The organism is Bradyrhizobium sp. Ken01, assembly GCF_055807355.1.
Map to the genome: position 1 here is coordinate 67,933 of NZ_JBVVPC010000005.1, position 11,715 is coordinate 79,647.

Below are 11,715 nucleotides of genomic sequence, written 5' to 3' on the forward strand. Positions count from 1 at the left end.
GAATTTGCAAACGATTTGGCTCTGCATCCAACCATGCTAGATGACCCCTCGATCTTCCGATGCAAGAGTCTTCCAATGCGAGACTCTTCCGACAAGACGGGCCGGGGAAACGTTCATGAAGCACATCACCTGTATCGACGATCTTCGCACACTGCATCAGCGCCGCGTGCCGAAGGCGTTCTTCGATTATTGCGACCGCGGCTCCTACGCCGAGGAAACGCTGCGCGCCAACCGCGAAGACATGCAGGCGATCAAGTTCCGCCAGCGCATCCTGGTCGACGTCTCCAAACGCGACACCGCGACCACGATCCTCGGCGAGCCCTCGACCATGCCGCTGATACTCGCGCCGGTGGGCCTGCTCGGCATGCAGCATGGCGATGGCGAGATCCATGCCTGCCGCGCCGCGCAAGCCGCCGGTATCCCGTTCACGCAGTCGACCATGTCGATCTGCTCGATCGAGGACATCGCGGCCAGTGTCGAGAAGCCGTTCTGGTTCCAGCTCTACGTGATGAAGGACCGCGGTTTCATCAAGGAATTGATCCAGCGCGCGATCGCGGCGAAATGCTCCGCGCTGGTGCTGACAGTCGATCTCCAGGTCATCGGCCAGCGCCACGCCGACATCAAGAACGGCATGACGGTGCCGCCGGAATGGTCGCTCTCGAAGCTGTTGGATTTCGCCAGCAAGCCGACCTGGGTCTCCGGCGTGCTGCAAGGCAAGCGTCGCACCTTCGGTAACATCGCCGGCCATGTGAAGAACACCGGGGACCTCAATCGCCTCGCCGAGTGGACGGCGTCGCAGTTCGACACGTCCCTGAACTGGAAGGACGTCGAGTGGGTCCGCAGCATCTGGCCGGGCAAGCTGATCATCAAGGGCATTCTGGATGTCGAGGACGCCGAGGAAGCCGCCAAGACCGGCGCGCAGGCTCTCGTCGTCTCGAACCATGGCGGCCGTCAGCTCGACGGCGCGCCGTCATCCATCGAGGTGCTGCCCGAGATCGCCGAGGCGGTCGGTGACAGGATGGAAATCATGTTCGACGGCGGCATCCGCTCCGGCCAGGACGTCATGCGCGCGCTCGCGCTCGGCGCAAAGTCCTGCATGATCGGCCGCGCCTACGCCTATGGCCTGGGCGCCGGCGGCCAGGCCGGCGTCGCCAAGGCGATCGACATCATCCAGAAAGAGCTGCTCACCACCATGGGCCTGTGCGGCGTCAACAGGATCGACGAGATCGACGAGCATATCATCGCGATGTGAGCGTCTACCGGGATGCAGCTGCAACAACAGCTGTCGTCCCGGACAAGCGCAGCGAAGCGGAGCGCTGATCCGGGACGACAATGGATTTTGTTGCCGCAGTTGCGATCCAAATTTTCCGCACAGCTCTCATCGGCGGCGTCACCCCATCGCGGCCGACGTTGACCCGGTTGGCTTCCAGCGAACCATCGTCCTTCTTCACCGCACCGAAAATGATCAGCTTGGCGCCCGGCTTGAGCTCGGATTTGTCGCTGGCGACGAAGGTGACGATCGGTGTGTCCGGGGGCACCACGACTTTCTTCTCACCGTCCTTGTACTTCACCGTGATGTTCTGGCCGTCGGTGCCCTTCACGGTCTGCGCCACGGTGGCGTTGGTCATGGTCGAGTTGGCGCGTGCGTCCCAGGGACGAAAACCTTCGGCCGCGCCGCGCTGGTTTTCGGGGAAGATGTGCACCGCGATCGCCTTCTGGGTACCGTCGGGCTCGGGCAGGCCGGTGACGCCGATGTAGGAGCCGTCCTTGATCTCCGACAACGACGTCTTCACCACCGCGAACACGGCGACGTTGTCGGTCATGCGCACCTTCACGTCGCTGCCTTCGCGAGTCTTGATGCCGAGCGTGTTGCCGTCGACACTCTCGATGGTGCCGCGGATGCGGACCGTCGGCGTCTGCTGCGCCAGGGCGGATGACGTGACGATGCAGGCGGCGAATGCGGCCACGCCAATACGTGATATCCAGCTTCTCTTCGACATGTTGTTAGTCTCCATTTACATCGGCGGCGTCAGGCCGTCGCGGCCGACGCTGACGCGGTTGGTTTCGAACGAGCCGTCGGGCAGCTGCTTCATGAAGGCGATCACCTTGGCGCCGGCCTTCAGATCGGATTTGTCGCCGGGCACGAAGGTCACCACCGGCGTATTGTCAGCGACGAACACCTTCTTCTCGCCGTCCTTGTACTTGACCAGCAGCGTATGGCCGTCATTGCCGACCACGCTCTCCGACACGGTCGCATTGGTCATGCTGGAGTTGGGCTTGAGGTCATAAGGTCGCGAGCCCTCACCGGTGCCGCGCATGCTCTCCGGAAACACGTGGACCTCGACCGCGTTCGCGCCGCCGTCGGGTCCCGGCACGGTGGTGGCGCCGACGAAGGAGCCGGGCTTGATGTCGGCAAGTGAAATCCTGGTAATGCCGGACACGTTCACGTCGGAAGCGATGTGCAGCTTGACATCCTCGCCGCTCCGCGCCTTGACCTGCATCGTGTCGCCATCGACGCTTTCGATCGTGCCGCGCACGCGCGTCGGCACCGGCGCCCTTTGCGCAAGTGCCGAGAGGGTCGAGACGGCCACCATCGCGACGGCGATAAGCGGACGTGTGAAAGTTGCACGTTGAACAGACATGATGGTCTCCGATTGTCCCTATTGTCCCCTTACGGACATAGAACTCCGGAGGTTACGCGCTATTCTCTCAAGTCTTTGTGAGATCGGCCTCGACCAGCGCGCGCAGCTCGACCGTGACCTGCGGCCGCTGGCCGAACCACAGCTCGAAACCGCGGACCGCCTGATGCAGCAGCATGCCGAGCCCGTCGGCGGTCTTCAGCCGGCGCGCCTTTGCGGCCGCGAGCAGCGGCGTCACCAGCGGGACATAGACGAGATCGGCGACCACGGCGCCATCCGGCAGGCGCGCCACGTCAAGGTCGAGTGAAGGCTGACCGTGCATGCCGAGCGAGGTCGTGTTCACGAGAAGTTTTGCACGCGGCAGGATATCTTCGATCCGCTCCCACGCAACAGGATGCACCTTCGGTCCGAACTGCCTTGCAAGCGTCTCGGCCCGGCCGATGGTGCGGTTGGCGAGATGGACGCGCTCGATGCCGCGTTCGAGCAGCCCGAACACAATGGCGCGCGAGGAGCCGCCGGCGCCGAGCACCAGCGCCTCTTCGGCTGCGTCCCAGCCGGGCGCACTGGCGTCGAGATTGCCGATAAAGCCCTCGACGTCGGTGTTGGTCGAGCGCAGCTCGCCGTCCGCAAACCACAGCGTGTTGGCCGCCCCCACCGCCTGCGCGCGGGCATCTGGCGTCGAGAGCTCGAGCACGCCCTCCTTGTGCGGAATGGTGACGTTGGCGCCGACGAAGCCGCGCAGCGACAGCCGCAGCACGAAGTCGCGCAGATTATCCGGCGGAACCGCCTCGATGACATAGCCACCCTCGATCCCGAGCGTGCGCAGCCAGTAACGATGGATCAGCGGCGAGCGCGAATGCGCAGCCGGCCATCCGATCAGACAGGCTGCGGGAGCCTTGGTCACGGTCGTCCTCCCCTGGGGTCGTTTCGGAGGCGATCCATTTCGCGTCCCGCAGGCCCTGTCAAGCGCGCGGGCCGTCTCGTGAGAGGCTCGACCTCAGGTCGTGCCCGCCTCACCGGCCGCTGGGTGTGCCGCGCCGCCCTTGATGTCGGCAACCGCACGCGCGATGGTCTCGCGATAGCGCGCGCGTGGCGGCGTGACGCCATGGGTGAGCAGCGCGCGGCGAACCGTTGGCGATGCCCCCGTGATGAACAGCCGGATGCCCTGCCGGTGGGCCTTGGCGGCGACGCGGCCGAGCACGTTGGCCGCGGTCGAATCCAGGAACGGCACCGCGGCGAAATCGACCACAAAACCCTTGCGCTTGTCGGCGATGCCGTCGAGCACGCTGCCGATCGCCGAGGCTGCGCCGAAGAAGAACGCGCCGGTGATTCGATAGACCAGCACGTCGCGATCGACCGCGAGCGCGGGGTCGTAAGGCACGCGCTCGCCATTTTCGTCATCGGGACGATCGGCGGCCACCATCGGCGAACGTTCCTCGATGCCGGTCATTTCCGCCATGCGATGGATGAACAGGACCGCGCCAAGCGCGAAGCCGACCAGAATGCCCTCGGTCAGATCGCGGAAGATGGTGAGCAGGAAGGTTGCGAGCAGCACGACGGCATCGCCCCATGACGAGCGCAGGAGCGTCGCGAATTCGTGCTTCTCCGCCATGGTCCAGGCCACCACGACGAGCACGGCGGCGAGCGCGGCCAGCGGGATGTAGCTCGCGAGCGGCGCTGCGATCAGCATGAACAGCAACAGGAAGACCGAATGCAACATGCCCGCGAGCGGCCCCCGCGCGCCGGCGCGGATGTTGGTCGCGGTACGCGCGATCAGCCCCGTGACGCAGATGCCGCCGAACAGCGCCGCACCGACATTGGCGGCGCCTTGCGCCACCAGCTCGCAATTGGAGCGGTGACGGCGTCCGGTCATGCCGTCGGCCACCACCGCCGACAGCAGCGATTCGATGGCGGCGAGCAGCGCGAAGGAGATCGCATCGGGCAGCACGGCGGTCGCCTTCGCGAGCGAGAACGCAGGCAAGGCCGGCGAGGGCAGTTCGCGCGGAATACCGCCGAAGCGCGATCCGACGGTCTCGACCGGCAGCGACAGCAGGGCACATGCGACCGCCGCGAGCACGACCGCGATCAGGATGCCCGGCCAGGACGGCCGCCAGCGTCGCAGGCCGGCGATGATGGCAATGCTGACGATCGCGACCGCGACGGCCGACGGATTGACGGTGTGCAGGCCGCCTGCGAGCGCGACGAGTTTCGGAACGAATTCGCTCGGCTCCTTCGCGAGGAGCGTGATCCCGCCGAGATCGCGCAGCTGGCTGGCGAAGATGATGACGGCGATGCCGGCGGTGAAGCCGACCGTCACCGGATACGGAATGAACTTGATATAGGTGCCGATCCGCAGGAAGCCCGCAGCGATCAGGAACAGGCCGGCCATCAGCGTGGCCAAGATCACGCCGTCGACCCCGTGACGGTCGGCGGTCGCCGCAACCAGCACAATGAAGGCGCCGGCGGGACCACCGATCTGGAACCGGCTGCCGCCGAGCAGTGAGGCAATGAAGCCGCCGACGACGGCGGTGTAGAGTCCGCGGTCCGGCGTCACGCCCGAGGCGATCGCGATCGCCATCGACAGCGGCAGCGCGACGATCGCGACCGTGAGGCCGGCGAACACATCGGCGCGGAAATCCGATAGACCATAGCCCTCGCGCCATACGGTGACGAGCTTTGGCAGATAGAGTTCGGTAAAGGTCGGCCGACGAAGCTGGTGCAGCTTGCCTGCGTGTTCGCCTGTGATGCTCATTTCAGCAAAATGCTCCGCTGCCCACAACGCTCCGATGCATCGTGCGGCCGCGTATTGGGGCGCGACGGTGCGTTAGTTAAGACTGCTCCCGAGCATGATCATTGCGGGATCATGCTCCCACCCGACGCGGCGGCCCCGGCTCCTTGAGCCGAACGCCACGTCCGCCGCCTTCGCTGCGCGCCTGTTCGCCGATCAGTTCGACGCCGGCCCGATCAAAGGCTTCGACCACCTTCATCAAGGTCTCGACCACGCCGCGAACGTTGCCGGTGCTCGCCTCCATTCGCTGAATGGTCGGCAGCGATACGCCTGCAAGCTCCGCCAAGGCCCTCTGGTCAATGCCGAGCAGCGCACGCGCTGCGCGCATCTGGAACGACGTGATCACCCTAGCCTCACGTATGAACGGTTATAAATGATGTCTGGAGCATGTACAATGATGTAAAATACATCATTGTCCGTCGAACGCAAGCGCTTACCCTCTCCCCGTAAGAACGGGGAGAGGGAGTGAGACAGTGATGCGTCCCTTACTTCGGCAGACCGATCACGCCGCGTGTTGATGCGCGGCGATGATCTGGTCGGCGGCGCGGCCCGTGACTTCGGCCATGTGGTCGAACTGGCGGGTGAAGCTGCCGGCGCCTGCCGTGGCCGAGCGCAGTTCGACGATCAGCTCGCCGATCTCCGCTTCCGGCATCATGGCGCGGACGCAGTCCCATCCGCTCCAGCCGTCGCGGGTGTCGAAGCCGAGGATCTGGCCGCGCCGCGCCGACAGGATCGCGTTGATCTTGGCGGTGGCGTCGGTCGGGCAGACGATCTCGACCACGTGGATTGGCTCCAGCAGCACCGACTGGCATTGCGGCAGGCCCTCGGTGAGCCCGACCCGCGCCGCCGTGCGGAAGGCGAGGTCTGAGGAATCGACGCTGTGATAGGAGCCGTCGGTCAGCGTCACCTGCAAATCGGTGACCGGGAAACCGAGCGGGCCGCGTGCGAGCCCGTCGACGACGCCCTCTTCCACCGCGCCGATATAGTTGCGCGGCACCGCGCCGCCGACCACCTTCTCGGCGAACTTGAAGCCTTCGCCGCGCGGCAGCGGCCTGATGTCGAGCACGACGTCGCCGAACTGGCCATGTCCGCCGGACTGTTTCTTGTGGCGACCGCGCTGGACGATCGGCTTGCGGATGGTTTCCTGATAGCCGATCGCGGGGGGATGCGAGGCGACCTTGACGCCGAAACGATCGCGCAGCCGCTCGCTCGCGACGCGCAAGTGCATCTCGCCCTGACCCCACAGCACGGTGTCGTGGGTCTGCGCGTTCATCACGAAGATAAGCGAGGGATCCTCCTCGTGCAGGCGCATCAGCGCCTGGCCGAGCTTGACGTCGTCCTTGCGGTCGGTGGCCGCAACCGAGATCGCGAGCACCGGCGGAGTGGGCTCAACGGCGGCAAGCGCTGCCGGCTGGGTCTTGCCGTTCGAGACCGTGTCGCCGGTCTTGATCGGGTCGAGCTTGGCGAGCGCCACCGTGTCGCCGGCTTCCGCCGCAGCACGCTTGGTGTCGTAGGCCCCTGTGACGGCGAGAATGCCGGAGATGCGACTGGCCCCACCTGAGGAGGATTGCAGCGTGGCACCGTCGTCGAGATGGCCGGCGAGCATGCGCGTCAGCGACAGCTTTCCGCCGTGCTGCGAATGCAGCGTCTTGAAGACGAAGCCGAGGGCGTCCCTGGTCTCGGGAACGCCGAGACGTTTTGCGGTCTCCGCGATACCGGGCGCCTCGTGACGCAACGCTTTCATCAAACGCAGCACCCCGTTTTCGCGGGCGGCGGCGCCCAGCAGCACGGGGCAGATCAGCCCGTCGCGCAGTTCGCGGGCGAGATCGTCGAACACGGCATCGCGCGGCGGCTGGATGTCCTCGAGCAGCTGCTCCATCAGCGCATCGTCATGATCGGCGAGCTTCTCCAGCATCGAGAAGCGCGCCTCCTTCTCGCGATCGAGATCGCCGCCTTGAAGCGCGACCACTTCGGAGGCCTTGTGCTCGCGGTAAATGAACGCGCGCTCCAGCGCGAGATCGACGAAGCCCTCGATCAGCTCGTCCTTCCAGATCGGGATCTGGCGCAGCACCAGCGGCACGCGCGAGGCGGGCTGGAGCATCTCGAGCGTCTCGCGGATGCGCTTGTTGGCACGGTCGATCTTGTTGAGGAACAGGAAACGCGGGATCTTCAGTTCCTCCAGCTCGCGCAGAATGATCTGAAGCTGCGGCAGCTTCTTCTCGTCGGCTTCGCAGACCACGATTGCGGCATCGACCGCAGGGAGCGCGGCGCGCATGTCGTGGGCAAATTCGACGGAACCGGGACAATCGAGGAAGGTGTAGCTGTCGCCCATGAAACTCGTGGTGACGGCAGTCAGCCCGACCGTCATCTTGTGATGACGGGCCTCTGGCGCGGCGTCGCCGACAGAGGTCCCGGCGTCGACGCTGCCGGCGCGCGGGATGGCGCCCGTTCGCGCCAGGATGGCTTCGAGAAGTGTGGTTTTACCGCTTTGGAAAGGGCCCACCAGCGCGATGCACCGTGGACCTCGGGGACTTCTGACGTCTTGTCCCATTCGCCGCCTCCTTGGTGTGGAGCTCGGCCCATGATTGGGTCGGCAAACGCCGATGCTCTGCCCGTCCCCGAGATTTGGCAAGCATCAAACGTCGCTGCGGTGCGTCGTTGCCGGAATCGCGTCGAAGCGACGCGATTCACACACGGAGTTGTTAACGGCCCGGGCGCAGTTCCAGGCTCTCGAGGCCGGCGGCGACGTTGAGGCCGACCTGGCCCTGCACGCTGAGCGGCTGGAGCGCGATCGAATTGTTGGAGCCGCCGACCAGCACGTTGCCGCCAAGGCCGACGCCGACCGAGGCGCTGCCCTGCGCACCGGCGTAGGTGCCGGCGAGGTCGCCTGGTCCGAGCCGGTTCACCGGCGCGAACACGCCCCAGGCGAGTGCCGTTTCCTGGGTGATGCCGAGGTCGAGGCCCACCTTGCGGATCGTCGCGACGTAACGGTCGTCCGGCAAACCATCGACGCGCAGCACGCAGCCGAGATTGGTCACCGATCCCACGATGAAGCCCACGCTGGCGCCGCCGCGGCATTCGAGCACGCCCACCTGCACCATCCGGGACTGCGCGCTGGCGCCCGCAACGGAGGCAACGAGGCTCGCAGCGGCAAGCCCGGCGAGGAGGAGTGAACGGCGCATGAATGTCTCCGGCGATGAATGTGAGGCGAGCAGAGAGAGCGCCCTACCCGTGATGCGCGACGGTCTATGCCACAACAGTTCCGGTGGCGCCAGCTCGCGTAGACTTGAAAGAAAAAGGACCCGCATAGCGCGGGCCCTTTCATGTCACATCATGTCTGCAAGCTTACCGCAGATTGCCGCAGAAGCGCTGGATGCGCTTGCAGGCGTCTTCGAGGTCCGAGGTTTTGGTCGCGTAGGAGATGCGGAACGCCGGGCCGAGGCCGAAGGCCGAACCCTGCACCACGGCGACGCCTTCGGTCTCCAGCAGTTCGGTGACGAACGTCTCGTCATTGTCGATCACCTTGCCCGACGGCGCGGTCTTGCCGATGGTGCCGGCGCAGGACGGATAGACGTAGAAGGCGCCCTCGGGCCGCGGGCATTCGATGCCCTTGGCCTGGTTGAGCATGGAGACGACGAGGTCGCGGCGCTCCTTGAAGACCTTGTTGTTGGCCGGGATGAAGTCCTGCGGACCGTTCAGCGCCTCGACCGCGGCCCATTGCGCAATCGACGACGGGTTCGAGGTCGACTGCGACTGGATCGTCGACATCGCCTTGATGAGCTGCGCCGGACCGCCGGCATAGCCGATGCGCCAGCCGGTCATGCAATAGGCCTTCGACACGCCGTTCACGGTGAGCGTGCGGTCGTAGAGTTTCGGCTCGACCTGCGCGACCGTGGTGAACTGGAAGTCGTCATAGACGAGATGCTCGTACATGTCATCGGTCATGACCCAGACGTGGGGATGCTTGACCAGCACGTCGGTGAGCGCCTTCAGCTCGGTCCTGGTGTAGGCAGCTCCCGTCGGGTTCGACGGCGAGCACAGGATCACCCATTTGGTCTTCGGCGTGATCGCGCGCTCGAGCGCCTCGGCCTGGAGCTTGAAGCCGGTCGCGGCGGTGCAGACCACCGGCACCGGCTCGCCGCCGGCGAGCGCCACCATCTCTGGATAGCTGACCCAGTACGGCGCGGGGATGATCACCTCGTCGCCCGGATTGATGGTTGCCATCAGTGCGTTGTAAAGCACCTGCTTGCCGCCGGTGCCGACGATGATCTGGTTCGCCTTGTAGACGACGCCGTTCTCGCGCTGAAACTTGGCGATGATGGCTTCCTTCAACTCGGGAATGCCGTCGACCGCGGTGTACTTGGTCTTGCCGGCTTCGATGGCGTGGATCGCGGCCAGCTTGATGTTGGCGGGCGTGTCGAAGTCGGGCTCGCCGGCGCCAAGACCGATGACGTTGCGGCCCGCCGCTTTCAGCGCACGTGCTTTATCCGTGACCGCGATGGTCGCGGACGGCTTCACACGGTCGAGCGCAGCGGCAAGGAAGGACATCGTCATCTCCTGACAAGCGTCGTGAACCCTTTGGCTTCACGACTCCGATTGTGGGAATGAGCCACCCTAAAACGAGTGCCGTTGCACCGCAAGAAACTTCGGTCCGATCCCGCAAAAGTTTACGTGTCTGCGCGCATCAAGGCCTGACTTTCCGCAATTTTCCGCAACTTTGCCGGGCAAATCCCACATATCCGACAACGCGTGTCCTCGGAGCAATTTTGCGCCCTTCAAGACGCCCATGAAGCTGACGGCAGTCCGGCGCTCGAGAGACCAGCGGTCGAGGCGATCACGACCGTTCGACCTTCTCACACAAATGCTCCGAGCGATGAGGCCGCGTTGACGCAAGCGTGAACTGAGTTGGATGGTCGCACGGAAATGATCTTCCGCCGCATTGCAATGCGGTAGGGTTTTCGAGTTTTTCTATTGGCCGGGTCTTGCGGCGGATTCGCATCGGCATCATTGTTTAGCCGCGTTGCGGGGCAACAAGCGCCGCGCCTTCCCGTCTTCCGGAATCATCCTCAGAATGTACAAGCTCTATTCGATGCAGCGCTCGGGCAACAGCTACAAGGTCCGCCTTGCGTTGGCGCTGCTGAACTTGCCTTACGAAGCGGTCGAGGTGGACATTCTGCGCGGCGAGAGCCGCACCCCGGACTTCCTGGCCAAGAACCCGTCAGGCCAGGTGCCGCTGCTCGAGGTCGGCGACGATCGCTATCTCGCCGAGTCCAACGCCATTCTCTGGTATGTCGCCGTCGGCACGCCGCTCGCGCCGGAGAACCGCATCGATCGCGCCGACGCGCTGCAATGGATGTTCTTCGAGCAGCACGCGCTGGAGCCGAACATCGGCGCGGCCTATTTCTGGCTGTCGCTGGTGAGGGGCGGCCGCGACCTCCAGACTCATTCGCTGGAGGACTGGATGGAGCGCGGCTATGGCGCGCTCCAGGTGATGGAGAATCATCTCAAGACCAACGCCTATTTCGCCGCCCGCCAGCTCACGGTCGCCGACATCGCGCTGTACGGTTATACCCACCTCGCCGAACGCTGCGACTTCGACCTCTCGACCTTCCCGGCGATCCGGGACTGGCTGAAGCGCGTGGAAGCGGCCCCCGGCTTCGTCGCGATGGACTGGCGGCCGGCCGACATCGAGGACCCCGCCAGCATCGCCGCTGGCGCCTGAGAGGGGCGATCGCGCTCTGGCGAATAGCGGGCATAAGGGTCGCCATTGCCGCAATCTCGCCGTTTTCGCTCAAATGGCTGCCGCAATATTGCCGATTGCAACAGCGAAATTGTTCGATGTCGCGGGTGATTCGCTCGCGCGTTGAAGGATTTAGACCATGATTCGGGCGTCCGGCACGGCAGGCTTTCAGGGCCCCCCCGCTACCGTTTCGTCTTCCCGGCTGACCAACGCGGTCGCGGCCTCGCTCGCCGTCGCCGCGCTCTCGCTGTGCCTGATCGTCACCCTGACAGTGCTGTCGACCAAGGCGACCATGGCGATGGGCCTGCCGGTCTGATTCCCGCTTCATCCTGGACCCGCCTTCAAGGCGCCTCGTGGCCCGCGCCGACCGGCATCGCGACAGGATTTCGATGAAATCACCTGTGGTCATCGTTGCAATCACCCTGACCGCGGCCATTCTGGTCACGGCATCGCTGTTGATCTTCGTCGGCACGCGCAAGGGCCAGGGGACGTCGACGCTGAATGCGCCCGCGCTGCAACAACGTCTCAAGCACGCGCACTTGGTCTAA

11 protein-coding genes and 1 pseudogene are annotated in these 11,715 nt (G+C 65.0%); 4 read left to right on the forward strand and 8 right to left on the reverse strand.

Annotated features, from left to right (window positions below; genetic code table 11):
* The first annotated feature begins 115 nt into the window (after positions 1–115).
* Positions 116–1,252, forward strand: a complete 1,137-nt coding sequence (locus tag AC0L3S_RS07325; protein ID WP_473278583.1) for an alpha-hydroxy acid oxidase — start codon at positions 116–118, stop codon at positions 1,250–1,252.
* A gap of 127 nt (positions 1,253–1,379) precedes the next feature.
* Here AC0L3S_RS07325 and AC0L3S_RS07330 read toward each other — a convergent pair.
* The 8 genes and pseudogenes from AC0L3S_RS07330 to AC0L3S_RS07365 form a co-directional block, all read right to left on the reverse strand.
* A pseudogene (locus tag AC0L3S_RS07330) lies at positions 1,380–2,000 on the reverse strand (single stranded DNA-binding domain-containing protein); the annotation flags it as partial.
* 15 nt (positions 2,001–2,015) lie between these two features.
* The gene (locus AC0L3S_RS07335; RefSeq protein WP_473262629.1) at positions 2,016–2,642 is read right to left on the reverse strand and encodes a hypothetical protein; all 627 of its coding nucleotides are present in this window, start codon (positions 2,640–2,642) and stop codon (positions 2,016–2,018) included.
* Between the two features lie 67 nt (positions 2,643–2,709).
* Entirely contained in the window at positions 2,710–3,543 is an 834-nt protein-coding gene (locus tag AC0L3S_RS07340; protein WP_473278584.1) for a shikimate dehydrogenase, read from the reverse strand.
* A gap of 93 nt (positions 3,544–3,636) precedes the next feature.
* Complete coding sequence (locus AC0L3S_RS07345) at positions 3,637–5,391, reverse strand: SulP family inorganic anion transporter (protein WP_473278585.1); 1,755 nt, start codon at positions 5,389–5,391, stop codon at positions 3,637–3,639.
* 109 nt (positions 5,392–5,500) lie between these two features.
* Positions 5,501–5,773, reverse strand: a complete 273-nt coding sequence (locus tag AC0L3S_RS07350; RefSeq protein ID WP_007614761.1) for a helix-turn-helix domain-containing protein — start codon at positions 5,771–5,773, stop codon at positions 5,501–5,503.
* Positions 5,774–5,929: 156 nt separating this feature from the next.
* On the reverse strand, positions 5,930–7,978 hold the full coding sequence (locus tag AC0L3S_RS07355) for an elongation factor G (protein ID WP_473278586.1): 2,049 nt from the start codon (positions 7,976–7,978) through the stop codon (positions 5,930–5,932).
* Positions 7,979–8,129: 151 nt separating this feature from the next.
* A complete protein-coding gene (locus tag AC0L3S_RS07360) occupies positions 8,130–8,609 on the reverse strand; it encodes a DUF992 domain-containing protein (protein ID WP_473262625.1) in 480 nt (159 codons plus the stop codon).
* A 163-nt stretch (positions 8,610–8,772) separates the two neighbouring features.
* Complete coding sequence (locus AC0L3S_RS07365; protein ID WP_007596745.1) at positions 8,773–9,975, reverse strand: pyridoxal phosphate-dependent aminotransferase; 1,203 nt, start codon at positions 9,973–9,975, stop codon at positions 8,773–8,775.
* A gap of 523 nt (positions 9,976–10,498) precedes the next feature.
* Between AC0L3S_RS07365 and AC0L3S_RS07370 the strand changes: the two genes are divergently transcribed.
* The 3 genes from AC0L3S_RS07370 (at position 10,499) to AC0L3S_RS07380 (ending at position 11,715) form a co-directional block, all read left to right on the forward strand.
* Positions 10,499–11,149, forward strand: a complete 651-nt coding sequence (locus tag AC0L3S_RS07370; RefSeq protein ID WP_473262624.1) for a glutathione S-transferase family protein — start codon at positions 10,499–10,501, stop codon at positions 11,147–11,149.
* Between the two features lie 157 nt (positions 11,150–11,306).
* On the forward strand, positions 11,307–11,483 hold the full coding sequence (locus tag AC0L3S_RS07375) for a hypothetical protein (RefSeq protein WP_007614766.1): 177 nt from the start codon (positions 11,307–11,309) through the stop codon (positions 11,481–11,483).
* A gap of 37 nt (positions 11,484–11,520) precedes the next feature.
* Positions 11,521–11,715 (forward strand): hypothetical protein, encoded by a 195-nt coding sequence (locus tag AC0L3S_RS07380; RefSeq protein WP_473278692.1) that lies wholly within the window; start codon positions 11,521–11,523, stop codon positions 11,713–11,715.

Excerpts from the sequence above, each read along its gene's own strand:
- AC0L3S_RS07370 (WP_473262624.1), top strand. The coding sequence starts at position 10,499 with ATGTACAAGCTCTATTCGATGCAGCGCTCGGGCAACAGCTACAAGGTC.
- AC0L3S_RS07365 (WP_007596745.1), bottom strand. The coding sequence starts at position 9,975 with ATGTCCTTCCTTGCCGCTGCGCTCGACCGTGTGAAGCCGTCCGCGACC.
- AC0L3S_RS07360 (WP_473262625.1), bottom strand. The coding sequence starts at position 8,609 with ATGCGCCGTTCACTCCTCCTCGCCGGGCTTGCCGCTGCGAGCCTCGTT.
- AC0L3S_RS07355 (WP_473278586.1), bottom strand. The coding sequence starts at position 7,978 with ATGGGACAAGACGTCAGAAGTCCCCGAGGTCCACGGTGCATCGCGCTG.
- AC0L3S_RS07375 (WP_007614766.1), top strand. The coding sequence starts at position 11,307 with ATGATTCGGGCGTCCGGCACGGCAGGCTTTCAGGGCCCCCCCGCTACC.
- AC0L3S_RS07345 (WP_473278585.1), bottom strand. The coding sequence starts at position 5,391 with ATGAGCATCACAGGCGAACACGCAGGCAAGCTGCACCAGCTTCGTCGG.
- AC0L3S_RS07335 (WP_473262629.1), bottom strand. The coding sequence starts at position 2,642 with ATGTCTGTTCAACGTGCAACTTTCACACGTCCGCTTATCGCCGTCGCG.
- AC0L3S_RS07325 (WP_473278583.1), top strand. The coding sequence starts at position 116 with ATGAAGCACATCACCTGTATCGACGATCTTCGCACACTGCATCAGCGC.